Annotated in this window: 21 protein-coding genes and 1 pseudogene; 5 read left to right on the top strand and 17 right to left on the bottom strand. The window is 42.4% G+C overall.

Annotated elements, in window-relative coordinates:
* From BHV72_RS13690 to BHV72_RS13665, 6 genes and pseudogenes are all read right to left on the bottom strand, one after another.
* A pseudogene (locus tag BHV72_RS13690) lies at positions 1-189 on the bottom strand (MFS transporter); the annotation flags it as partial.
* Between the two features lie 21 nt (positions 190-210).
* Complete coding sequence (locus BHV72_RS13685) at positions 211-1107, bottom strand: glycerophosphodiester phosphodiesterase family protein (RefSeq protein WP_022219672.1); 897 nt, start codon at positions 1105-1107, stop codon at positions 211-213.
* 52 nt (positions 1108-1159) lie between these two features.
* Positions 1160-2530 carry a RagB/SusD family nutrient uptake outer membrane protein gene (locus BHV72_RS13680; protein WP_087413648.1) on the bottom strand — a complete coding sequence of 457 codons (1371 nt, stop codon included), beginning with the start codon at positions 2528-2530 and terminating at the stop codon, positions 1160-1162.
* Between the two features lie 18 nt (positions 2531-2548).
* Positions 2549-6109 (bottom strand): TonB-dependent receptor, encoded by a 3561-nt coding sequence (locus BHV72_RS13675; protein WP_087413649.1) that lies wholly within the window; start codon positions 6107-6109, stop codon positions 2549-2551.
* Positions 6110-6370: 261 nt separating this feature from the next.
* Entirely contained in the window at positions 6371-7357 is a 987-nt protein-coding gene (locus BHV72_RS13670; protein WP_087413650.1) for a FecR family protein, read from the bottom strand.
* 245 nt (positions 7358-7602) lie between these two features.
* Positions 7603-8205 carry an RNA polymerase sigma-70 factor gene (locus BHV72_RS13665; protein ID WP_087413651.1) on the bottom strand — a complete coding sequence of 201 codons (603 nt, stop codon included), beginning with the start codon at positions 8203-8205 and terminating at the stop codon, positions 7603-7605.
* A gap of 174 nt (positions 8206-8379) precedes the next feature.
* Between BHV72_RS13665 and BHV72_RS13660 the strand changes: the two genes are divergently transcribed.
* Positions 8380-9447, top strand: coding sequence for a DUF4421 domain-containing protein (locus BHV72_RS13660; RefSeq protein WP_373129962.1), 1068 nt, complete (start codon positions 8380-8382; stop codon positions 9445-9447).
* Between the two features lie 13 nt (positions 9448-9460).
* On the opposite strand, the gene BHV72_RS13655 is transcribed toward BHV72_RS13660, so the two are convergent.
* From BHV72_RS13655 to BHV72_RS13635, 5 genes are all read right to left on the bottom strand, one after another.
* Entirely contained in the window at positions 9461-10144 is a 684-nt protein-coding gene (locus tag BHV72_RS13655; RefSeq protein WP_373129960.1) for a DUF2490 domain-containing protein, read from the bottom strand.
* Between the two features lie 105 nt (positions 10145-10249).
* Entirely contained in the window at positions 10250-11524 is a 1275-nt protein-coding gene (locus BHV72_RS13650; RefSeq protein ID WP_087413653.1) for a histidine-type phosphatase, read from the bottom strand.
* Between the two features lie 19 nt (positions 11525-11543).
* Complete coding sequence (locus BHV72_RS13645; RefSeq protein WP_286856163.1) at positions 11544-12203, bottom strand: chloramphenicol acetyltransferase; 660 nt, start codon at positions 12201-12203, stop codon at positions 11544-11546.
* A gap of 62 nt (positions 12204-12265) precedes the next feature.
* Positions 12266-14308 carry a protein-disulfide reductase DsbD family protein gene (locus BHV72_RS13640; RefSeq protein ID WP_009120490.1) on the bottom strand — a complete coding sequence of 681 codons (2043 nt, stop codon included), beginning with the start codon at positions 14306-14308 and terminating at the stop codon, positions 12266-12268.
* A 24-nt stretch (positions 14309-14332) separates the two neighbouring features.
* On the bottom strand, positions 14333-14632 hold the full coding sequence (locus BHV72_RS13635; protein ID WP_087426934.1) for a Dabb family protein: 300 nt from the start codon (positions 14630-14632) through the stop codon (positions 14333-14335).
* 104 nt (positions 14633-14736) lie between these two features.
* Here BHV72_RS13635 and udk point away from each other — a divergent pair, with 104 nt between their 5' ends.
* Both udk and BHV72_RS13625 read left to right on the top strand, forming a co-directional pair.
* The gene (gene udk / locus BHV72_RS13630; RefSeq protein WP_009120488.1) at positions 14737-15342 is read left to right on the top strand and encodes a uridine kinase; all 606 of its coding nucleotides are present in this window, start codon (positions 14737-14739) and stop codon (positions 15340-15342) included.
* Between the two features lie 105 nt (positions 15343-15447).
* On the top strand, positions 15448-16785 hold the full coding sequence (locus BHV72_RS13625; RefSeq protein ID WP_039950177.1) for an MltF family protein: 1338 nt from the start codon (positions 15448-15450) through the stop codon (positions 16783-16785).
* A gap of 103 nt (positions 16786-16888) precedes the next feature.
* Here the strand turns inward: BHV72_RS13625 and metH are convergent, their stop codons facing one another.
* The 6 genes from metH to BHV72_RS13595 form a co-directional block, all read right to left on the bottom strand.
* Complete coding sequence (gene metH / locus BHV72_RS13620) at positions 16889-19660, bottom strand: methionine synthase (RefSeq protein WP_286856162.1); 2772 nt, start codon at positions 19658-19660, stop codon at positions 16889-16891.
* A gap of 2 nt (positions 19661-19662) precedes the next feature.
* Positions 19663-20115, bottom strand: a complete 453-nt coding sequence (gene smpB, locus BHV72_RS13615) for an SsrA-binding protein (protein ID WP_009120485.1) — start codon at positions 20113-20115, stop codon at positions 19663-19665.
* A gap of 8 nt (positions 20116-20123) precedes the next feature.
* Entirely contained in the window at positions 20124-20699 is a 576-nt protein-coding gene (locus tag BHV72_RS13610) for a Yip1 family protein (protein ID WP_009120484.1), read from the bottom strand.
* Positions 20700-21143 (bottom strand): hypothetical protein, encoded by a 444-nt coding sequence (locus BHV72_RS13605; RefSeq protein WP_286856161.1) that lies wholly within the window; start codon positions 21141-21143, stop codon positions 20700-20702.
* The gene (locus BHV72_RS13600; protein WP_286856160.1) at positions 21088-21513 is read right to left on the bottom strand and encodes a hypothetical protein; all 426 of its coding nucleotides are present in this window, start codon (positions 21511-21513) and stop codon (positions 21088-21090) included. Before BHV72_RS13600 ends, BHV72_RS13605 begins: the two co-directional genes overlap by 56 nt.
* An 83-nt stretch (positions 21514-21596) precedes the next feature.
* Positions 21597-22097 (bottom strand): DMP19 family protein, encoded by a 501-nt coding sequence (locus BHV72_RS13595; RefSeq protein WP_009120482.1) that lies wholly within the window; start codon positions 22095-22097, stop codon positions 21597-21599.
* A gap of 211 nt (positions 22098-22308) precedes the next feature.
* Here BHV72_RS13595 and BHV72_RS13590 point away from each other — a divergent pair, with 211 nt between their 5' ends.
* Positions 22309-23010, top strand: a complete 702-nt coding sequence (locus BHV72_RS13590; protein ID WP_004290317.1) for an iron-sulfur cluster assembly scaffold protein — start codon at positions 22309-22311, stop codon at positions 23008-23010.
* A 19-nt stretch (positions 23011-23029) separates the two neighbouring features.
* Positions 23030-24040, top strand: a complete 1011-nt coding sequence (locus BHV72_RS13585; RefSeq protein ID WP_004290316.1) for a GGGtGRT protein — start codon at positions 23030-23032, stop codon at positions 24038-24040.
* Positions 24041-24277 lie beyond the last annotated feature (237 nt).

Here is a 24277-nt window from a genome sequence, read left to right as displayed (position 1 = left end):
ATCCACTATCGGTTTCTTCACGACGTTAAGGCTCAGACGGCAAACGTAATACATCCCATAACCCAATGTGGCGGCAAGAAAAGTAGACCATTGCAAACGCTTCAAACGCCGTTTCGGTTCGGACAAAGATTCTTCGTTACAGAGTTTCGGTTGTGAAACCCTGTAAAAGTTTATTATATTCTTCAACATATTTCAAGTAATCCTTACATCTCAATCATGCAGTTTCCTTTTCCGTAAATAGTCCAGCAAGTAGGCCGGCCGGTCAGTTTGAATAATACGGCATCCTAAGGTATCGATTAAGTAGCCATAACCTGAGTCCGGATTTTGCAAAGACATATCATCATCATGTCCGCCGGCCATTGTGTCCCATAAAGTATTATACCAAATTAAAGAGCGTCCATTCAGAGTAGTTGCAAGTTTTTTAGGAATCAAGTTTGTATCTTTTACAAATAGCAATTCAAAAGCAACCGGAGACATATCTTTAATAAAAGCCTCTATTTGCTTTTCAGCTCCAGCAACATCAAGGTCGACAATAGGCATATAAATTACATCTTCCAAATAACTACCAAATTGTTTCTTTACTTCTGCGACTGGTTTTCTCCCTTTCATTATAATTTGTTTAGTAGTTCCGGTTTTCTTCATAAGTTCATAAATCTGATCAAAGTAAAGGTCTGCCTGATCCAAATTTATCATGATTTTTCCTTTAGCATGTAACAATGCTTCTTCCAAAGTCGGCACCTTATGAATAGTACGGATATTACAACCATTTCTCAAATTCAACTTACGAATATCGCTCAATGTATTTTCAGAAACCAATCCTTTTCCGGTAGTAGTACGATCTAGTGTGCGGTCGTGCATAAGAATCAGTTCACCGTCTTTCGTTCTCTTGACATCCAACTCAACAATGTCTACTCCCATTTTAATAGCGTTATCTATTGCCTCCAACGAATTTTCAGGAAAGTTACGCCAATCTCCACGATGAGCCACTACAATCACAGAGCTCGAATCACAGTTTATCAGCTTTTCGCGAATCTGCTCAACATGATTTTGTGCTGAGAGCTGTAATACAACGAAGACAACGTATAATAATGTATATATTCTTTTCATTTCTGCTATTTTTTAAAACCGGGAGGGTCACCTCTCCCGGATAATTTAATAATTATTCAATCGTATAACCCTCATTCTGCCAACCGGTCTTATCATTTACATTCTCAATTTCCGTTTGAGGAATCGGATACAATTGCCGATAAGTAGCTATTCCCGGAAATACAGTAGCCATTTGCCCGGTACGTACAATATCAAACCAACGGTCACATTCTAAAGCCAGTTCCAAACGCCGTTCTTTATAGACAGCTTGACGAAAAGTTTCTTTGGTGGGCAATTCTTCCAATGTCTTTCCCGCAAGGCCAGCATTGGTACGAACTGCATTCAAAGCATCCAATGCTTCCTGTGTAGGGACAGTAGAAAGTTCATTAACGGCTTCTGCATACATCAACATCACTTCGGCACAACGCATCACAGGAAAGTCAGCACTTGTTTCATTATTTGCTGCCGGAGCATTAAATTTACCCGGCCGTTGCCCGCTTCCCGTAGGAGCCACCAGTGCTTTCCGGTTATCATCGCTACTTTCAAATTCAGTTTGCTCCAAAGAGATTATATTACCGTTATCATTATTTCTATATCGATTATTCTGATGAGCAGATTCTCCGACACCACCTTTCAAATACTGGACTGCGAAAATTATATCTTTACTAGTCTTTAAGTTATTAGGAAAAGTTTGAGGCATAGGTACCAAAGACAAGTTTCGCTTGGCATTAATATCAGCAACCACTGGGGTCAATTCATTGACAACTTCTTGATAATTTTTGGAATACAAATATACTTTTGCCAACAAAGCATGTGCTGCATAAGATGTAGCACGCCCCCGTTCTGATTCATCCCACACTTCCGGCAAACCTTTAGCAACAATCAGGTCTTTGATTATCAAGTCATAAACCTCGCTAACAGGAGAACGCTTGTTATTACGCGCTTCAGCTACAGTCTGCGTTTTTGTAATAATAGGAACCTCTCCCCATAAACGTATCAAGTTAAAGTAACACAATGCACGTATAAAAGAAGCCTGTCCTGCTATTTGCGTCCTCTGTTCTTCAGTCATTTGCACTTCTTTCGTGTTTTGGAGTACAAGATTACAACGATAAATTGTTTTATATAAAGAAAGCCATGCGCCCGACAAATTGGAATTAGCCGGAGTCTCTGTAAATACCTCTATTTGATAAGTAATACCACCACTGGCACCTGAATTGTCATTCTTAACATTATCACCCCGGACTTCCATTAAAGTCATGAATTTAGAACCATATTGGTCACTTGATTGCAACTCATCATAAATACCGATAATAGCTCCTTCTAATCCCTTTACATCCGTATAAAATGTCTCTTCTGTAGGAAAATCAATAGGTTTCAAATCTATAAAATCATTACAACCGGAAAGAGCAATCGCTGTAAAAACAGATATTATTATTTTTTTCATATTATAGTATTTTTAAGATTAAAACGTGAGGTTAACACCTATAGATGTAGTTCTTGCCAACGGATAAACTCCATAGTCCTCACCATTGGTAGTCACTGCACTACGATTAGAAACTTCAGGATTATAACCTTCATAGTGAGTGAATGTAAATGGATTTTGGAGTGAACAGTAGATACGAGCCGATTTTAAATAAACCTTCTTTATCCAATTTTCAGGTAATGTATATCCTAATGAAATATTCTTGATACGCAAATACGAACCATCCTCTACATGCCAAGTAGATGTCGTCCCATTCTGTCCTTTACTTACGCGATTAGCGCGTACATTCATTCCACTACCCGGATTATCTTCCGACTTCCAACGGTTCAAAGCTCCTTTATAATTATTCATATTTCCCTCGTGATTATAAAAATAGCGACGGGAAAGATTTAAGATTTCATTTCCTTGAACTCCCTGAAATACAATGCCAAAATCAATGCCTTTCCATGCCAACGTTGCGCCAAAGCCATAAGTAAAGTCCGGCATATAATTACCTACAATAGCACGGTCTGTATCAGAAATATCAAGCACTCCGTCACCATTGACATCCTTAAACTTAAAATCTCCCGGTTTGGTATCTGCCAAACCGTAATTTGTCGGAGAATCCAGATAGTGCAAAGTTGCATCTACTTCTTCTTGATTCTTAAAGACTCCCTCTACTACGGGTAAGTAGTAACTACCGATAGGCTCACCTACACGGGTAATAAAATAAGCATTGCTCACAGAACCGGAAGATATTATATCCGCATTGCCCGGACCAAGTTCTTTCACTTCGTTGATATTTTTCGAAATATTAAAATATACACTCCAATTAAAATCACCCATCTTCTGATTGGTTGCGATATTGAATTCCACACCTTTGTTATTGACTTTTCCTATATTTTCCAAACGAGTCTGATAACCTGTCATCATCGGTACCGGAACATCCAGCAATAAATCATAAGTATTACTATTGTATAAATCCAATCCTAAAGTCAGACGATTTTTAAATAATGATGCATCAAAGCCGACATTGACCTGGGCTGTTTTCTCCCAATGTAATTCAGGGTTAGGCATGCTCTTGGGTGCAGCTCCCTTAACAACATCCGCACTGCTTCCACCCAACACATAACTATAATAAGCTACTTCTCCCTGCGCTCCATAATTAGGAATGCGGAAATTACCCGTCAAACCATAACTTGCACGAAGTTTCAAATCATCAATAAAGGTCAATGACTTCATAAAAGATTCTTCCGTCAGACGCCAGCCCGCTGATACTGAAGGGAACCACCCCCAACGGTTTTCTTTACCAAAACGAGAGGCACCATCTGCACGAAGCGCTCCGGTAAGCATATATTTACCTTTATAATTGTATTGAACTCTGGCAAGACCAGAAAGCAAAGCCCATTCAGAAGCGTTCGTGTTTCCGCGCGTTACAGTGCCGGCATTCAGGGTAGGAATATTGTTTGTTATAAATCCGTTGGCAAAAGCATATGTACTCTCGTCACGCTGATATTGCATAGTCCATCCAGCCAATGCAGAAATAGAGTGTCCTTTAATATCCTTATTATAGGTCATCGTTTGCTCAAACAACCAATTATACATCTTAGCAGTTTTTGCCGTTGCTTCAGGTTCTGACTCCGGGTTACCTTCTGTATTGGCAACAGGAATCGTAGATGGACGAAATGTGTCTTGCGAACTATTATAAATATCTATACCGAAATTGGCACGATACCTCAATTCTGGCATAAAAGCCACTTCTCCATACACATTACCAAAGATACGAGATGCTTTCGTCTCATCCTTTTGTAACAACGCCAATGCTACCGGATTCCATACCTGGGTCTGGCTATTTCCTTTTTTAATAGATCCGTCTTCGAGCGTTGTCTGCGTATCCGGACTCCAAGCATTCTGTGCAAAACAGAAAGAACCGTCAGCATTATAAACAGGAAATATAGGAGCACTGTGTAAAGCTGAAGCAATAATACCACCGCCATCCTTATTATAAGCACCATCAGCATTCACTGCATTCTCTATCGTTACAGACGGATTTAAAGAAAGCCCGAACTTAAAAATTCCTTCAGTTACATCCAAATTAAAACGGGAGCTATATCTCGTAAAATCACTGTTAATAATCACACCATCTTGTGATAAATAATCCACAGAAGCGTAATATTTTACCTTCTGGCTTCCACCGGATACGGAAACAGAATGGTTCTGCATACCCGCCGTACGGAAAATCTCGTCTTGCCAATCAGTATCCACCAATCCCTTTTCACCTCTCAGATAGGGTAAGATTTCAACCGGAACAATCGTATTATAATCATTACCTGTATTTTGTAAACGTATGGCATTGTTATCAGTAATACTAAAACCTAAAGGCTGTTGATTTTGAGCGATACGTTTACGGTTTACAGACTCCATTTTATCCACATAGGTATTATTTCGGGCATCGTTTACCAAATCGGCATATTCGTAAGCATTCAGCATATCTATTTTCTTAGAAACAGTCTGCCAGCCATAATATCCATTATAAGAAACCGTAGCACGTCCTTCCTGGCCTTTCTTAGTAGTAATCAATACTACACCATTAGATCCTCTCGAACCATAAATGGCAGCAGAAGAAGCATCTTTCAATACCTCAATAGACTCTACATCATTCATATTGAAGGTGTTCAGCTGCTCTTGGGCAAGAGGTACCCCGTCTACTACATACAAGGGGGAAGTTCCTGCAGTAATAGTGCCCGTACCACGTACCTTAATTTGTAAAGAAGAACCCGGTGCACCCGTAGATTGTGAAACTTGCACACCCGGCATTTTGCCAACCATTGCTTCAGCCATAGAAGTTACAGGTTGTCCTTTTAAATCACTGGCACGTATACTGGCAATAGCTGTTGTCACATCACGTTTCTTCTGTACACCATATCCTACTACTACAACCTCATCCAATAATTCATTATCCTCCTTCATCATAATTTTATCAAGTCCTTTGCCATTTGCTTTCAGCTCTACCGTCTGATAACCGATATATGAAAAGGCAAGTAGTGCATTTTCCGGTACGTTTATCAAATTATAGTTTCCATCCATATCAGTAATTACACCATTAGCGGTACCTTTTACCAAGACACTGGCACCAATAATAGGCTCACCATTTTGGTCAACAACTCTTCCCTTGAGATTTCTCAGTTTTATATCTTTCGAAGTATCTTGTCCGATTTTCTGTTTACCAACAGATATTGTATGATTATCCCTATTGAAATACAATTTTGTCTGCAAAGTAATACGTTCCAAAACATCCTGTAAAGAAACATTTGATACTTTGAGGGTAATACGAGGAGCTGCATTAACGATTTCCTGATCATAGAAGAACTTCAGGCCTGTTTGCATACCCAATTGATTAAAAACATTTTCTGCCGTTTCGTTCTGAACGTTTAATGTTATACTCTTCATTTCTTGCGCTTGTATATAATAACTTGTAAATGAAAAGCATATGAAAAGTAAAAAAGCTAAAAATGAATGTACATTTCCAGATTTCCTTTTAATATTAGGAAGATTATTCATAAATTTGTGCGTTTTAGTAATTAAATAAATTATTTAAAACAAAGGTTTGTAATACGCGATACGTTATTCACACGGGTCGAAACGAATGAATATTTGTCCGGATTACAGAATAGGGGCTTCTCTGAGAGACAGCTCCTATTTTTTTGAATAGATAGCTTAAGTTGATATTATCATTTTTATTGAGGATTAAAGGTTAATATTCACGAAACTTATATATAATACACTCTCACTTCAAGCAGCTGGGGTCTTATTAATATATTTTCACTCTTTATATAACAGGACCTCATTTTCTTTCTTTTTATAATGAATGCCACTCGTATATTCAATAGATTGCAATACAGCATCCAAGCTCTTATTGTCATGTTCCCCTGATATAAGATTTTTAAAATCTTGACCTTCGGCAAAAGTAATACGGCAATTATACATACGTTCCAGTTCTTTGGCTACATCACATATCGGAGTACTATTAAATCGCAAACCTCTTTTCCGCCAAACAGCTACACCGCGCTCTTCATGTCTTTTGTTATATTCCCCCGAAACAGTATTTATCAGCACTTGTTCTTTAGCCTTCAGCCGCATCATCGCCTCAGGTAAATCGACTTGTACCTTACCGCTTTCCACATCTACCGAAACAACTTCATCTGAAGAATAAGACTTCACGTTGAAACATGTACCTAATACACGTACATCAAAACGATGAGTATTTACAACAAAAGGTTGTTTTTCATTATGAAACACTCGGAAATACCCCTCACCTTCCAATTCCACCCTACGCTCTTTACCTATAAAATGGTCCGGATAACGAACACGCGAGCAAGAATTCAAAGTTAATTGTGTACCGTCCGGCAGCTGAACTTGTTTACATTCACCATAAGAAGTAGAAGCTTCCCAATAAGTTATTTGTTGTTTATTTATATAATTCAAATAACTGATACTACCCCAAACAAGACAAACCACCGCAGCCGTACTTGCCACCATTAGGGTAACGCGCCGCAACCACATACGCTTCTTATGCTCAATATGTTTTAGTAATAATTGAGCCTCTTTTTTATATTGCTCTCGTTCAAGATCGGTTTGTGATTGTTGTCGGGCCGCTTCTTCCCATACATCATCTGCCAGTTCTTGAAATATCTCAGTATTATATTCTGAAGTCTGTAGCTCGTTCATCAAGTTACGGGCATCTTCCTTAGTATATAGATCATCCAGATAACGGCGAAACAGAGATTTATTATTTTCTTTATTTTCCATAACTCATGGTTTTAGGACATAAGGTTTGTCAAAATTATGTCTTTTATATATGAGTATACACATTAAAAGAAAAGAGCTGGGGTCTGATTAATATTTTTTAAGAATAGAGATTTTCTGAAAATCATCGATAGAAAGTTAACTCCATATCCACAAGATATTAACTCATTATATTACAATCTATTAACATCATTAGTACTATTCTGTTAACTTATTATTGAGGATGATGTTAACTGTCTCACAACTTTCTATAAATTCAAGCATATAAAAAGTAAAATAAGATCGGCACCAACAATAGAATTCTTTTTTAAATATGTGCGTAGTGTCCTTAATGATGTAGAAATAGATTCCTGTACTGTATTAACAGAAATACCCAAACTCTCTGCAATTTCACGATGAGACATTTGTTGTTCTCTGCTCATCTCAAAAATTTCACGCTGCCGGGGCGTTAACTGCTGTAATGCACGAGTTATAAACTGTCGCAAATCATTAACGAGAATCTCATCTTTTGTTTCATTGGTATAATCCACCGCTTGTGAAAAAATTTGTTCTCGCAGCTTATCCTGATTCGCTAAATCACGCAACTGATTCAATATACGATTACGCACAATAGTATACAAATAGGACGAAAATGAAGTATCCGGATTAATAAAACGACGAGTTTGCCAAACAACCGCAAAAGCATCCTGAAAAACATCTTCTGCATATTCACGCGACTTCAAAAAACGCATGGCAAAATATATCAAACGATTCTTATAGGCAGCATAAAGTTCACAAAAAGCATTTTCATCCCCCTCAATCAAACGAAGGACAAGAGTATGTTCATCAATCAAAATATCTGCTGCGTGCATACACATTTCTGAATTTTAAGTACAAAGGTATCGTTATGATATTACAAACGTATGTAAATTCCGGGAAATAAAAAAGGAAAAGAACATATTCCGTTCTTTATTATACGGAAATTTTATATCTTCGTATAATAAAGCAATGATAGGATGCTAAGAGGGATTAGCTTTTGCATATGTATGTTATTGGCACTTTCTTTGTTCGCTCAAAACGAAGAAAGTAATTTGATTGTATCCGACAGTTTAGGCAACAAACGTACGGGAAATTTCAAAAGGATTATAAAGAAACTCCTCAACTTCAACGATTTCGACACAGCATATATCAGTCCTAATCGTTATAATTACGCTCTAATGCTCGACCATTTCACCAATTACGAATACTATTCCGTAGGAAGCGGTACTCCGGAACCACAGCGTTTACGTTTCTCACCAAAACCACATAACAAAATAGGCGTTTACTTTGGCTGGCGCTGGATTTTCCTGGGATGGGCTGTTGATGCAGACGGCCTTTACGGAAAGAAAAGCGGGAAAAAACGAGGAACTGAATTCGACCTCAGCCTTTACAGCTCCAAATTCGGAGTAGATATTCTTTATAAACGTACGGGAAACTCCTACAAGATACATAACGTAACAGGGTTTTCCGACCGCATACCTGCCTATTATTCGGAAGATTTCAACGGACTGAAAGTAAAAATGAAAGGATTGAATCTATATTATATCTTTAACAACAGACGTTTTTCTTATCCCGCCGCTTTCAGCCAGTCTACCAACCAACGACGTAATGCAGGTTCTTTCATTGCCGGGTTCTCCGTATCTACGCACAATCTGGATTTTGATTACACTAAATTACCCGACATCATTCAGGAAACAATGAACCCGGGTATGAAAGTAAACCATATAAAATATACCAATATCAGCCTCAACTTCGGTTACGCCTATAATTGGGTGTTTGCACGTAACTGCCTTGCCTGTTTATCGCTTAATCCGGCTGTAGCTTACAAAACTTCACGCATCAGAAAAGCGGAAGGAGAAACAGACGATTGGTATAAAAATTTCAATATCGACTTCATCCTGCGTGCAGGTGTGGTATATAATAACAGTAAATATTTTATAGGTACTTCATTTGTGGGGAGAACATACGATTACTACCGGAACAATTTCTCACTGAACAACGGCTTCGGAACATTACAAGTGTACGCGGGATTCAATTTCTGCCTGAAAAAAGAACACCGCAAGAAAAAACAATGATAATCCGATTTTATCAGAAAGAATAAGTACAAGCCACTCCTACTATATCCTTTCGTGCTTTACTCTCCCATTGACGGCAATAAAAGACATCCGCCTCCCAATCGGAAGACAACGGAAGAACCACTCCACCACGATAACGCATACGTTGTACATCAAACCGCTCCCCGCGATTCAACCCGTTATACATTTCAACAGAAGCATAAGGCTCTATTTTGCATTTTGGAATATCATAAGCCAGTTTAGCGCGTGAACGCCAAAGAAACTCATCGCCACCTCTATCGAAAGTATGTTGAAAACGCTCACGAAGTGAAAGTTTCAGTCTTTGTACGCGGGTGGAAAGCGTTCCGTCAAAATGGTAACGGTGACGAAATTTCCAACCGGATTCTCCACGATTACGATAATGAATTTCGTAGCCTGCCGCTACTTTCAGAAAAGGGAGTACCGAATATGACCCTCCTACATCCAATCCCCAACGGTCTGTCTTATTGAGATCATCTTTTGTACGCCACTCCAACTTTCCGGACAGGGTAAATGCCGGTTTTACTTTATATTTAAAACCGGTACTTGCCCAGGTGGTAAAATCTCTATCCTGCGCATACAGAGAAACCGGCGCAATAAATAATACCGCCACCAATAATTTATAGAAATTCCATACACAAGAAGTCTTCTTTATCATAATTACTTCAAAATATATCATTTAAGATTAGTCTCACGCTTGCAAAGCTAAAGATTAATTCTGTAATAATTCTGTAATATCAGACTTCTTTACCTAAAGACTGTCGTTTATAACCGAAAAAAACGACTATTTCCTCAAAGCCTCAAGTTTATTTCTGTAATAAAGCTCCACATCTTTCCAATGATAATAGGGAGCAACATCACTTTTAACAGGAAGTTTCGTTTCACGTTCATTGAGCAGGACTTTGACTAAAATATCATCACTTCCCTTTTTTCTATAGAATACAAACTGTATGTTACCGGCCATCGGGAAAATCTTATAATTACGCCATATCGCATCAAGTTTATCAAGGTCGTCTGTTTGGTATCCGCAATCGTCCAGTTCCAACAGGCATGCCAAAGGAAGAAGGCAGGATTCATGTCCGAAACGCAAAGTGGCATAACTGCCTTTCCTTACAACACAGGTATCTGCCGTATTCAATATATTTTCCAACAGATTGGCTTCCACAGACGGCATTTCTCCCTTGGTCAAAGGAGACGGTCCGAAAGAGATATACCATCCTCTGTTACTCAACTGCCACAAATCGTAGCACTCTTCTTTTGTAAAAAGAGAATAAAGTTCCAAACCGATGTCATGACTCTGCATATTACTTGCCACATCGAAAAGCGAAATCATCAGTTCGCCTGCATCCACTTTCCATTTCAAATAGTCCGTATTGGCAAACAATGTTTTCATCAAACGTTCAGGATGTATATGCTCCTTTCTGATAGACTCTTTTGCAGCTTTCACTTCCGGTGACTTACGCATTTCCTTGATATGCGGATCACCGCTAAAGTTCATATAGTACATATCATGATAGCTGGCATCGTTTTTGAACCGTAGCTTCGGATTCAACGCCTGTAATTGATTACATTCGGCCATCATGGATAAAATACAGCGTATAACCACTGTGGAACGTGCATCAATCTCAACCTGTCCTTTAAAGATTTCGGGAAAATTCTTGTACATCCTTTCGGCAATTCCCCTGTGCTGACGTGCACCCAACGGAGTAAGTTCACCATATCTTCCTTTTGCCATACGTGACATGCTGTCAAGTACACAAAGCGTTTTTTTGCCAAGCCCGGTAAGTACCCCGTTACGGTCGGCTTCACGCATTACTTCCAATGGTTGCTCATAATCATCGGGGTCAATAAGAAAACGGGAACCGTGACGGGCGTAGTGGCTTAAATAAAAAGGCTTGTAACCGGCAGGCGGAACAGTCTGTACGGCAGTAACCGCCGGATAAGCATAGTAATTGGCGGCAGAACGATGGACATCCGCGAAAATCTCTTCTTTAGCAGTCTGGGCGCTTATGCCAAGCACCAGAAGACAAAGGACTGACAATAAAAACAGGCGTTTCATAATTGTTTATTTTAGTAATTTACTCGTGTGAGATTTCTTTCAAGTACTTCTCTATCTTTTCAAAAAAGGAAGCCAGATGCGAACCATCTACAAAAGCGTGATTCACATATATGGAAAGCGGAAAGACCAGACGTTCTCCACGGGGCACCACCTTACCGGCGGTCATTAGCGGATGGCTACAACCGTTACCGGCTTCGGCAACGGTATAAGTAGTCGACGTAAAGTACATCTTAGGCACCGCACTCAAATGCACCACATCGTAATCGCCTTGCTGCATCAGTGTTTTTTCCGCACCGTAAGGGTCACCATCTTCTGGGATATTAGTAATCAGAGCATACGCTTCGGCATAAAAACGTTTGAAGTCTTCGTGATAAGGGATACGAACCGTATAAAAAGTCTTTCCCGGAACCGCAATCGGGGAAATGACATCAACCCGGTCATGAAAAATTACCTGTCCGTCCTTGTCTATGCGATAACGGAGTTCGTTCACTTCGTTGGCCGAACGAAGAACCGCATACAAGTAATAAAGAAAAAAAGAGTGTTTTGATTGTTTTGCCGCAGTACTGGCCTCCGTACAATCTATTTCGGTCGTTACCGAATACCATGAATTTAAAAACGTACGGAAGAAACCGTAATTGTCGCGACGTTCCCAAGTGTCAATGTCGATAATGTGTTTCATAAATAAAAAAAAGATTATGAAAAAAGGACGCTTATACAGCATCCTTTCTTCGATTCAGTCTATTATTTTTCTTTTCTATAATTTTCCAATCCCGTCTGCAAGAACTCGATGTACTTCGGAATACTTTCATCGTATGAATACGACTTGTTCAACGGTTCCCCCTCATTGTTAATCAACACATAGAAAGGCTGCGCATTTGCGCCGAACTTAACGCGTTGCAAGTAGCTCCACTTATCACCCACCGTACGCAATGTACGTTCCGTTCCGTTCTCCACGATTTTCACCGGTGAGGGAAGCGGAGTTTTATTATCTACATAGAGTGTTATAAGTACATAGTCGTTATTGATAATATCACTGACTTTCGGGTCTGTCCATACGGCAAGCTCCATTTTACGACAGTTCACGCAACCGTAACCGGTAAAGTCCAGCATCACAGGTTTGCCATGCTGACGGGCATACTCCATACCGAGGTCATAATCATCAAACTTGGCATGTACTTCATTATTATAAAGATTGAAGTCCTGTGTCTGCATAGGCGGCGCGAAAGCGCTGACAGCCTTCAACGGCGCTCCCCACAAACCGGGAAGCATATATACGGCAAATGCCAATGAAGCCAATGCCATAAAGAAACGGGGCACACTGACCTTTGTATCGTCATCATCGTGCGGGAACTTGATTTTACCCAACAGATAGAAGCCAAGCAAAGCAAATAACACAATCCATAAGGCAAGGAACGTTTCACGGTCGAGTATGCGCCATCCGTACGCCAAATCCGCCACGGAAAGGAACTTCAGTGCAAACGCCAATTCCAGGAATCCGAGCGTCACCTTGATTACATTCATCCAACCGCCTGATTTGGGCATCGACTTCAACCAAGACGGGAACAGTGCAAACAAAGTGAACGGCAATGCCAAAGCGATGGCAAACCCAAGCATCCCGATAGCCGGAGCTATCATATTGCCGGTAGTAGACACTTGCACCAACAAGAAACCGATAATAGGACCTGTGCATGAGAATGATACCAATGACAGCGTAAATGCCATTAAGAATATACTAAGCAAGCCGCCGGTCTTTTCCGCTTTAGAATCTACCGCATTGCTCCACTTGGAAGGAAGCGTTATTTCAAAAGCTCCGAAGAAAGAAGCCGCGAAAACCACCAGCATCAGGAAGAAGAAGATATTGAAGACGGCATTCGTTGATAGCGAGTTCAATGCATTAGCGCCGAAAAGTCCGGTAACCAATAATCCTAAACCCACATAAATCACTACGATAGATGCACCGTACGTCCAGGCATCTCGAATACCTTTCTTCTTATCTTTACTGCGTTTCAGGAAGAAACTGACAGTCATCGGGATAATAGGCCATACGCAAGGCGTAAACAAAGCCAACAGTCCGCCGACAAATCCGGTGATAAAGATATAAATCCAGGACATATCTTCCTGCGAAGTAGTTTCGCCCAATGCTTTCAGTTCATTGATAACCGGTTTCCAGAGGTCTATGGTTCCATTATCGGAAACATTTATTCCGGTAGTTCCTTCAGCTCCGCCAATAACAGCCGTATCTGCGGCTCGAGCGGTTTCGGAAGAAGCGTCCTTTTGCGCAGACCGGGTATCGGTTGTTGCATCTGTTGCCGGTTCTTTAACGGCTATGCCTTCCGCCTTACCCGAGAACTTGAACGGTACCTGTGTAGGCGGCAAACAGTTTTCGTCATTACATGCGCCATATTCCAGATAACCTTCTACCTTATATGTGCCGCCGGTCAGCTTCAACTTCTGTACAAACTGAACCGAATTTGCAAAATAGCGCACTTTCATTTCAAACAGCTTGTCGAATGCGGCAATCTCTTTTCCTACCGGTTTCAGCTTGCCGACAAGCTCCGCACCGGTAATCTCCTCGACATTGAATGTTGCCGAGATAGGGCCGCCGTCACCCAAATCCGTCGAGTACACATGCCAGCCTTTATCAATAGTTCCGGTAAATACGACCTCTGCTTCACCCGCCTGTAAAGTCTTTAATTCCGACTTAAACTTGACAGGTTCTTGTATCTGCGCCTGCACCACCACGGTGAAGAGCAGCAGAAGAATGGAGAATATACTTTTCTTCATTTGATTTTCTTTCTGTTTTTTAATTTATACTTCATAGTCTACGCAAGCACGGCTCTCTTTAACCCCGGCAATGAGTTTGCCGGCAGCTACATGGTCGGGATGCGCAGCGTAGAATTTCACATCGTCCAACGTATCGAATTCGCTGTAAAGGGCGATGTTCCAAGTCTCGGCAGGATTGACGTTCAATCCGACTTCAATCTTACGTATAACGGATATTTTAGCAGGAAGCGCTTCAATGGCTTTCTTAAAATTATTCATCGCAGCTAACTTTTCGTCAGCGGGAGCTTCGTCTTTCAGCTTAAATAATACAATATGCTTTACCATAACTTTGTTATTTAAATGATTTATATCTATATTTGTCAATTGAAACGGTTGCTTTTTTAAAACCGCAAAAATACTCGTTTTGTTTCAAATATACACTTAAACGGATGTTAATAATAGGAATTGCAGGCGGAACCGGGTCGGGAAAGACCACCGTCGTACGTAAAATTGTTGAAAGCCTGCCGGCTGGTGAAGTGGTATTATTACCTCAGGACTCTTACTACAAAGACAGCAGTCATGTGCCCGTAGAAGAGCGGCAGAATATTAATTTCGACCACCCGGACGCTTTCGACTGGGGACTTTTGTCCAAGCACGTATCCATGTTGCATGAGGGTGAAAGCATCGAGCAACCCACCTACTCCTATCTGACCTGCACCCGTCAGCCTGAAACAATCCATATCGAGCCGAGACAAGTCGTCATTATTGAAGGCATCCTCGCCTTATGCGACAAAAAGCTGCGCAGCATGATGGACCTCAAGATTTTTGTAGACGCAGATCCGGACGAACGCCTCATCCGTGTCATTCAGCGCGACGTCATCGAACGCGGACGTACGGCCGAGGCTGTGATGGAACGTTACACCCGTATTCTGAAACCCATGCATCTGCAGTTTATAGAACCCAGCAAGCGATACGCCGATCTTATCATACCGGAAGGCGGAAACAACCGGATAGCGATTGATATTCTTACGATGTATATCAAAAAGCATTTATAAACAACCGATTCTGCAGATATGGCCGAGCATACTTCCCCAGCCAAGCGTAAATTGTCAGCTCTCCATTGCCAATTGCTGATTGCAATCATATTGCTTTGCAGCGTTATGGGATGCCGCGGCAATCATAATGCGGTAAAAGAACAAGAGGAAATCGGAGATTTGCAGCAGATAAAAGACAGCGGAGAGCTGGTGGTATTGACTTTATACAGCTCCACGTCCTACTTTATCTATCGCGGTCAGGACATGGGTTTTCAATATGAATTGAGCGAACAGTTTGCCAAAAGTCTCGGCGTCAAGCTGACGATTAAAGTGGCCGGAAGCGTACATGACCTGATTGAAAAGCTTCTTGCAGGCGAAGGCGACCTCATAGCCTATAACCTGCCCATCACCAAAGAATGGAAAGACAGTCTGATATATTGCGGTGAGGAAGTGATTACCCATCAAGTCATTGTACAACGTGCAGGCGGACGTACCAAACCGTTGAAAGATGTAACGGAACTCATCGGAAAGGATGTATACGTAAAACCCGGAAAGTACTATGAACGCCTTGTCAATCTGGACAAAGAACTGGGTGGCGGCATCCATATCCACAAGGTAAGTAATGACAGCATCACGATAGAAGACCTGATTATGCAGGTTTCGCAAGGTAAGATACCGTATACCGTAGCGGACAATGATGTAGCCCGTCTCAACACCACCTACTATCCCAACCTGAATATCGGACTGTCCATCAGTTTCGACCAACGGGCTTCGTGGGCCGTACGCAAAGATTGTCCGCAGCTTGCGGAAGCCGCCGATAAATGGCATGAGGAGAACATGACATCGCCGGCTTATACAGCAAGTATGAAGCGGTATTTTGAAATCAGCAAAGCCATTCCGCACTCTCCTATCCTGTCTCTGCGGGAAGGAAAAATATCTCATTTTGACCATCTTTTTAAGAAATACGCACCCGACATCAATTGGGATTGGCGTTTGCTGGCATCGCTGGCCTATACGGAATCCAACTTCGATACTACCGCCGTTTCGTGGGCGGGTGCAAAAGGATTGATGCAGTTGATGCCCGCCACCGCCCGTGCCATGGGGCTTCCCCCTGGAAAGGAGCAAGACGCGGAAGAGAGTATCAAGGCTGCCACGAAATATATCGCCGCTACCACCAAGAGCTTCTCGGCAATTCCCCAAGAAGAACGGATAAATTTTGTCCTGGCGTCGTATAACTCCGGTATCGGACACGTGTTCGATGCCATGGCATTAGCCGAAAAATACGGCAAGAATAAATACGTATGGCGGGATAATGTGGAGAACTTTATCCTCTTGAAAAGTAACGAGGAATACTTCACAGACCCGGTTTGTAAGAATGGTTATTTCCGCGGTATAGAAACTTACAACTTCGTTCGGGATATAACGGCAAGGTTTGAACAGTATAAGAAAAAGATAAAAAGCTGATTCACAGCAAAGGATAAACGGAAGTACAGCGTTTTTTAGACATAACAGTTTATTCTTCCGCCTGAGAATAGATTACAATGCAGCTTCCCCTGCGGTGAAAACCTCAAAATAATTTCAGCCGATTGGCTTTTGCCTCTTCGAGAGAGACTGTTTCAAGCTGCTTCTCCTGATTTTTCTCGCGCAACCGCTGATATTCGTTAGAAAGCTTCTTAACCAACTCTTCCTTTTGAGTAGGATTCATCAAACGGGCTGCTACCGTCGCATTCTGCGAAGCATCTTTCAGATGGATAACCGGAGCATGATAAACAGGAGCAATCTTTAATGCCGTGTGCAAAGAAGAGGTAGTGGCGCCACCTATCAACAACGGTATATCAAGTCCCGCCTTCTCCAGCTCAATGGCAACGTGCACCATTTCATCCAGCGAAGGAGTGATAAGACCGCTCAGTCCAATCATATTAACCTTTTCCTCTATGGCTCGCTGCACAATCGTTTCAGCAGGAACCATTACCCCCAGGTCGATTATCTCATATCCGTTACAAGCCATTACCACGGAAACAATATTTTTTCCAATGTCGTGCACATCGCCTTTCACCGTAGCAAGCAGTACCCTACCGGCAGAGGCAGTTCCTTCCTGCTTCTCCGATTCAATGACAGGCTGAAGAACGGCCACCGCTTTCTTCATGGTACGCGCCGTCTTAACCACTTGCGGAAGGAACATCTTACCTGCACCGAACAAATCGCCAACATGGTTCATTCCGGCCATTAACGGACCTTCAATAATATCCACAGCTTTGGGATAGACTTTCAAGGCTTCGGCAAGGTCTTCTTCCAAATAGTCCCCTATACCTTTTGTCAAAGCGTACTTCAAACGCTCCTCTACGGTATCTTCACGCCAGGCAAGCTGAGAGTTGGGAGCTGGAAGCTGGGAACGACCGTCAGAAAGAGAGCTCTTGGCGGCTTCCGCCTCGGCTTTCAAGCGTTCGGCAGTCTCAATCAACCGTTCGGCGGCATCCGGGCGACGATTGAGGACGACATCTTCGATGCGTTCCAGTATATCAACGGGTATATCGGTGTAGAGTACGGAAGTGGCAGGGTTTACGATGCCCATATCCATTCCCTCGCGAATGGCATGATAAAGGAACACCGCATGCATCGCTTCACGAATATAATTATTACCCCGAAATGAAAACGAAAGATTGCTAACTCCACCGCTGACATGAGCGCCGGGCAGATTCTTCCGTATCCAACCGGTAGCGCGGATAAAATCGACCGCATAGTTATCATGCTCGTCCATACCCGTAGCCACAGCAAGTACATTCGGGTCAAAAATTATATCTTGCGGATTAAAGCCGACCTTATCTACCAACAGACGATAAGCACGTTCGCACACTTCAATTCTGCGTTCGTACGTATCCGCCTGCCCTTGTTCATCAAAAGCCATTACGACTGCAGCAGCACCATACCGTTTTATAGTGCGGGCATGTTCAAGAAACTTCTCCTCACCCTCTTTCAAGGATATGGAATTGACAATGGACTTTCCCTGTGCACATTTTAACCCTGCGACTATCACATCCCACTTGGAAGAGTCTATCATTACAGGAACACGGGCTATTTCCGGCTCGGAAGCTATCAGATTGAGGAAAGTGGTCATTTCCTTTTCCGCATCCAGCAAACCGTCGTCCATATTTATGTCGATAATCTGCGCTCCGTCTTCTACCTGCTGACGGGCGATACTCAGCGCTTCATCATACTTCTTCTCATTGATTAAGCGCAGAAACTTGCGTGAGCCGGCAACGTTGCAACGCTCGCCCACGTTGATAAAGTTATTTTCGGGTTTTACCTCCAGCAGCTCCAAACCGGAAAGCCAAAGATTATCGGGCGCCAAAGCCGGTATACGCGGCACGGCTCCTGCTATCAAAGACGAGTATGCAGCTATATATTCATCCGTAGTACCGCAGCAACCGCCTATTATATTTACCAGCCCTTCGTGGACATACTCCCTAATCTCATCCGCCATTTCGGCCGGAGTTTGGTCGTACGTACCCAGGCTGTTAGGCAATCCCGCATTAGGATAGGCGCTGATATAATAAGGAGCGCGAGCGGCTAATTGCTCCAGAAAGGGTTTCAATTGACGAGCCCCGAAAGAACAGTTAAGCCCGACAGAAAAAATATCCGCATGCTGCACCGAAGCCAGAAATGCTTCCAGCGTCTGTCCGGACAAAGTACGTCCGCCTATGTCGGAAACCGTTACGGAAAGCATTAACGGCACCCGGACGCCGATAGCCTCCATCGCCTGCTCCGCAGCGTATATCGCAGCCTTGGCATTCAATGTATCGAATATGGTTTCAATCAGCAACGCGTCTACACCGGCTTCGAGCATCGCCTCCATCTGTTCGCGATAAGCGGCAGCCAGTTCATCGTAGGTCAATGCGCGAAAAGCAGGATTGTTGACATCCGAGCTCATGGAGCAAGTCTTGTTGGTAGGCCCGATGGATCCTGCCACAAATCGCGGTTTATCGGGAGTTAAAGCCGTAAACTCATCGGCAACTTCACGCGCCAGTCTCACGGCAGCAAGATTTATCTCACGCACATATTCCTGTACGTGATAATCGGCCATGCTGACACTTGTAGAACTAAACGTATTGGTTTCGATAATGTCTGCACCCGCTACAAGATATTTACGGTGAATATCCTGTATTACATCCGGACGTGTCAAGCAAAGTATATCATTATTGCCTTTCAACTGTCCGGGAATCTGCGCAAAACGTTCTCCGCGGAAATCTTCCTCCGTCAAGTTGTATTGTTGTATCATGGTGCCCATAGCACCATCCAAAACAAGGATGCGCTCACGCACCAGCGTTTCAATAGAAGCCATAATTATCTCTTGAACATACGCGCCATATCGCGTTTATCATCTTTTTCCTTTAAAGCCTCGCGCTTGTCATATTGTTTCTTACCCTTTGCAAGAGCAACTACTACCTTTGCCAATCCTTTTTCATTGATGAACATACGGACGGGTATCATGGTAAAACCGGGGTCCTTCGAACCGCGCTGCAACTTATCCAGTTCTTTCTTTGTCAACAGCAGTTTGCGCTCCCTGCGTGCATTATGGTTATTGTACGAACCATAAAAATATTCGGCGATATGCATATTCTTCACCCATAGTTCACCATTGGCAAAGTAGCAGAACGTATCCACCAGGCTCGCCTTTCCCAAACGGATAGATTTAATCTCCGTACCGGTGAGCACAATGCCCGCAGTATAGGTATCTACCAACTCGTAATCGAATGTAGCACGTTTATTCTTAATATTTACAGGAGCTTGTTTCATAAAATCAATCAGTTCAGCACTACCGTCAGTTTATTGAATACGAATTCTATCACTGCCGGACAAGCTATTAACAAAATGGAAGAAAGAATGGTGAACCTCAAACGGTCTTTTTCCGCTATTTTCATCAGAATAGCGCTTCCTTCCCACACCACATATACAATATAAAACTGAAGCAACAGGGCTATGATACTGAAATCGGGCAATATGCCGATTATGATTTTCAGCAGAAAAGGCACTACCAGCGCATAGCCGGCAAACTGTTGCACCAAAGGAATATCATTGCCCATGGCAAACATACGGACACGCAACCCATTGATGAGATAGGCCGCCAAAAAATATCCTCCGAACAAGGATACCGCCACCGCGCAACATTGCGTCATGGCATATTGAAAACTTTGCGGCCCGCCCCACCCCTTAGCTACCAAAGAGCCGATAAAGACGGATAATCCGCATAAACCAATCATAGGATAGACAAAAGCCGTAAATACTTTTCGCCTATCCTCTTCCAAACGAATTTCCTCCCAGGCACGTGCCGGAGAGGAAATCAGTTGCATTGCTATATGAAATAGTTCTTTGTAATTCAATTAGTTACTTTTAGATTGTGTACTCCAATTCAACGAAATAGAATAATCCGTATAATTTTCCGGTAAAGTGGCACCGTCTACATCCGTTTTTGCCTTAATAGTAATTGTTGTAGGATAACTACCGTTTTTAGCTTTAAAGCTTTCCATGATATTTTCTATATCATAAGCTTTATTTCTAACAGCAAAAACATCTGTTTTCGTATCGGTACCTTTGTCATGTATCAAATAAAAAACGAGTTCCGTACCGCTTTCATTCTCATCATCATTTATATAAACCAACTTCATAGTATGCTGTTTCAGCATTTCTTCTTTGTTCTCCATTTTCCAGGAAACCGGTAAAACCAGCATCTCCGTACCGTACATCCATGGCTTATAAGTCTGTCCATAGTTATCTGTCGGCTCCAAAGTAACAATAGGAGCATTTTCCAATACACTTGACTCCATATCCTTCCACAGAGGTTGCCGTTTCTGCATAATAAGAATCAACAGCAGCTGCGCTAACTAACTTTATACGATAAGTTTGGGGAGTAATATTATCAACAGTTTTAGTCGTAGGAGTATCTTCTACTTTTTTAAAAGCAATATAGGCTAAATCAGTCCCTAACATATTAAATCCTTGGGCTTCCATCTCTGTAACAGAAGCAGGTGTCGGATAATACATATTTCCATCAGGATCAGCAAAATAGTTCCCTTTAGTACGTACATATCCTATTCCGTCATACATGCTTTCGCCCGCATCATCACTAAGGCACGAAGTCAGAGAAACGCCCATTAATAAGGTAAAGGCAACCATTAAGAATTTCAATTGTTTCATAAACATTATTTTTTAGAGTTTGCAAAGATATAAAATTCAATTCACATAATGTAAATGCAGCAACTTAAAAAATACTGCAACCGTTACTTTATTATTTTCGCAAATAAATCCAAATGTTCATCTACATAACTGGCAACCAATGCCGTATATTCCTCTTCTTTTTCCAGAAACTCATCTTCCAGTTCATCAAAAGCCTCATACTGTTCGTACATAGCCATAAATTCGTCGTCGGTACGCTCACGTTCCAAATCTTCACGATGGGCATCATATATCTTCTTGGCGGCATACACCAGCTTACTTAAATCGCCCACCCCCCACAAACGCATAACTTTGGCAAACGGATTAGCGAAAATATAGCCGCCGTACCCGTTTTGTATCAACTGGCAGAAGCCTCCTTCCATGAGTTCGTCACGGAATATCTGATACGCCAGCAACGAATGCTGCTCTCCCGTAAGCAGAGGCATCGTTTCAGCGGTCAGCCCGCCGCCTATTACTTCCTTATATGTATCTGTAAATACTTGGATGAAAGCATCCATTCCTTCGCCCGCAGCCTGTTGTAGAGCGGTATCAGTAACTTCTACCATAATAATATGTATTGGATTAGGCTACAAAGTTAATACAAAAACTGCAAAGTCCACTTTACATTCCACAGAGTTACAACTTATTATTACCTATTTTTAATAAAAAAGTCAAATTGAACGGTTGGCAGAAACCAAGAAAACGACTACCTTTGTGACCGTTTAATAAAACATAGAACTACGTTTTTTTTAATTATAACTTAAAAAAGAGCTAATTATGACTTATTCACACGAAGTGGAACACATGTGTGTTGTAAAGAAAGGTCCTAACCACGGACCGGCTCCCATACCCGAAGAAGGCAAATGGGTAAAATCAAAAGAAATAGTTGATATTTCAGGTCTGACACATGGTGTAGGTTGGTGTGCTCCTCAGCAAGGCGCTTGTAAACTGACATTGAACGTAAAAGAGGGTATCATCCAGGAAGCATTGGTTGAAACAATCGGTTGCTCCGGTATGACCCACTCAGCAGCCATGGCAGCTGAAATCCTTCCGGGCAAGACAGTACTCGAAGCATTGAATACCGACCTCGTTTGCGACGCTATCAATACAGCAATGCGTGAACTCTTCCTGCAAATCGTTTACGGACGTACTCAGTCTGCTTTCTCTGAAGGCGGTTTGATTATCGGTGCCGGTTTGGAAGATTTAGGTAAAGGTTTGCGTAGCCAGGTAGGTACTTTGTACGGTACTTTGGCAAAGGGTCCCCGTTACCTGGAAATGGCAGAAGGTTATATCAAGACTATCGCTCTTGACAAAAACGACGAAATCTGCGGATACGAATTCGTTCACATGGGTAAATTCATGGATGAAATCAAGAAAGGTACCGATGCCAACGAAGCATTGAAGAAAGTTACCGGTACTTACGGACGCTTCACTGCCGAACAGGGAGCTGTTAAACACATTGATCCACGTCACGAATAATATAAGGAGGAAAGAAACTATGATTAGAGAAGTAAAATTTGAAAGTCAAGACCGTCGTATCAAAGGTATCATCGAAGCCTTGAACGCTAACGGCATCAAAGACATCGAGGAAGCCAACGCCATCTGCGAAGCTGCCGGACTCGATCCTTATAAGACGTGTGAAGAAACTCAGCCCATCTGTTTCGAGAATGCGAAATGGGCTTATGTCGTAGGTTGCGCCATCGCTATCAAGAAGGGCTGCAAGAATGCTGCCGATGCTGCCGAAGCCATCGGTATCGGTTTGCAGGCATTCTGTATTCCGGGCTCTGTGGCTGACGACCGTAAAGTAGGTATCGGTCATGGTAACCTGGCCGCCATGTTGCTCCGCGAAGAAACCAAGTGCTTCGCTTTCCTGGCCGGTCACGAATCATTCGCTGCCGCAGAAGGCGCAATCAAAATCGCCGCTAAGGCCGACAAGGTACGTAAAGAACCTCTGCGTTGTATCCTGAACGGTTTGGGTAAGGATGCCGCACAAATCATCTCCCGTATTAACGGCTTTACTTATGTTCAAACTCAATTCGACTACTATACGGGTGAACTGAAAGTAGTTCGTGAAATCGCATACAGCGACGGTCCCCGTGCCAAAGTAAAATGCTATGGCGCCGACGACGTTCGCGAAGGTGTAGCCATCATGTGGAAAGAAGGCGTAGACGTATCCATCACAGGTAACTCTACCAACCCGACCCGTTTCCAACATCCTGTTGCAGGTACTTACAAGAAAGAACGCGTTCTTGCCGGTAAGCCTTACTTCTCAGTAGCATCAGGCGGTGGTACAGGTCGTACGCTTCACCCGGACAACATGGCTGCCGGTCCTGCTTCTTACGGTATGACCGACACGATGGGCCGTATGCACTCAGACGCTCAGTTCGCCGGTTCTTCATCCGTTCCCGCTCACGTAGAAATGATGGGCTTCCTCGGTATCGGTAACAACCCGATGGTAGGATGTACGGTAGCTTGCGCGGTTGACGTGGCTCAGGCACTCAGCAAGTAATTTAATTACATAACGCATTATTTAAGTCCCTATAACTTTACGGTTATGGGGACTTTTGTTTCATACCCCTGCCTATCTTATGAAACAAAGTGTTTTTTATGCATTTGAACACTTTGTTTCAAGGCATGAAAACAAAAAGTTCCGCATAGCGAAACAAAGTGTTCGCCAGTGAGGAACAATATGTTTCAACGGTTGAAACGAATAGTTTTCATACGGTGGAACAGACAGTTTCACTTG

It is taken from the genome of Bacteroides sp. 43_46 (assembly GCF_001915455.1).
GTDB classification, from domain to species: Bacteria; Bacteroidota; Bacteroidia; order Bacteroidales; family Bacteroidaceae; genus Bacteroides; species Bacteroides caccae.
The sequence above is the reverse complement of the archived record's forward strand: the minus strand, read 5'-3'. Positions and strand labels throughout refer to the sequence as shown.

Bases quoted from the DNA above. Each gene is read 5' to 3' on its own strand.
- BHV72_RS13685 (WP_022219672.1), bottom strand. From the start codon at position 1,107: ATGAAAAGAATATATACATTATTATACGTTGTCTTCGTTGTATTACAG.
- BHV72_RS13680 (WP_087413648.1), bottom strand. From the start codon at position 2,530: ATGAAAAAAATAATAATATCTGTTTTTACAGCGATTGCTCTTTCCGGT.
- BHV72_RS13675 (WP_087413649.1), bottom strand. From the start codon at position 6,109: ATGAATAATCTTCCTAATATTAAAAGGAAATCTGGAAATGTACATTCA.
- BHV72_RS13670 (WP_087413650.1), bottom strand. From the start codon at position 7,357: ATGGAAAATAAAGAAAATAATAAATCTCTGTTTCGCCGTTATCTGGAT.
- BHV72_RS13665 (WP_087413651.1), bottom strand. From the start codon at position 8,205: ATGCACGCAGCAGATATTTTGATTGATGAACATACTCTTGTCCTTCGT.
- BHV72_RS13660 (WP_373129962.1), top strand. From the start codon at position 8,380: ATGTTATTGGCACTTTCTTTGTTCGCTCAAAACGAAGAAAGTAATTTG.
- BHV72_RS13655 (WP_373129960.1), bottom strand. From the start codon at position 10,144: ATGATATATTTTGAAGTAATTATGATAAAGAAGACTTCTTGTGTATGG.
- BHV72_RS13650 (WP_087413653.1), bottom strand. From the start codon at position 11,524: ATGAAACGCCTGTTTTTATTGTCAGTCCTTTGTCTTCTGGTGCTTGGC.
- BHV72_RS13645 (WP_286856163.1), bottom strand. From the start codon at position 12,203: ATGAAACACATTATCGACATTGACACTTGGGAACGTCGCGACAATTAC.
- BHV72_RS13640 (WP_009120490.1), bottom strand. From the start codon at position 14,308: ATGAAGAAAAGTATATTCTCCATTCTTCTGCTGCTCTTCACCGTGGTG.
- BHV72_RS13635 (WP_087426934.1), bottom strand. From the start codon at position 14,632: ATGGTAAAGCATATTGTATTATTTAAGCTGAAAGACGAAGCTCCCGCT.
- udk (WP_009120488.1), top strand. From the start codon at position 14,737: ATGTTAATAATAGGAATTGCAGGCGGAACCGGGTCGGGAAAGACCACC.
- BHV72_RS13625 (WP_039950177.1), top strand. From the start codon at position 15,448: ATGGGATGCCGCGGCAATCATAATGCGGTAAAAGAACAAGAGGAAATC.
- metH (WP_286856162.1), bottom strand. From the start codon at position 19,660: ATGGCTTCTATTGAAACGCTGGTGCGTGAGCGCATCCTTGTTTTGGAT.
- smpB (WP_009120485.1), bottom strand. From the start codon at position 20,115: ATGAAACAAGCTCCTGTAAATATTAAGAATAAACGTGCTACATTCGAT.
- BHV72_RS13605 (WP_286856161.1), bottom strand. From the start codon at position 21,143: ATGGAGTCAAGTGTATTGGAAAATGCTCCTATTGTTACTTTGGAGCCG.
- BHV72_RS13600 (WP_286856160.1), bottom strand. From the start codon at position 21,513: ATGAAACAATTGAAATTCTTAATGGTTGCCTTTACCTTATTAATGGGC.
- BHV72_RS13595 (WP_009120482.1), bottom strand. From the start codon at position 22,097: ATGGTAGAAGTTACTGATACCGCTCTACAACAGGCTGCGGGCGAAGGA.
- BHV72_RS13590 (WP_004290317.1), top strand. From the start codon at position 22,309: ATGACTTATTCACACGAAGTGGAACACATGTGTGTTGTAAAGAAAGGT.
- BHV72_RS13585 (WP_004290316.1), top strand. From the start codon at position 23,030: ATGATTAGAGAAGTAAAATTTGAAAGTCAAGACCGTCGTATCAAAGGT.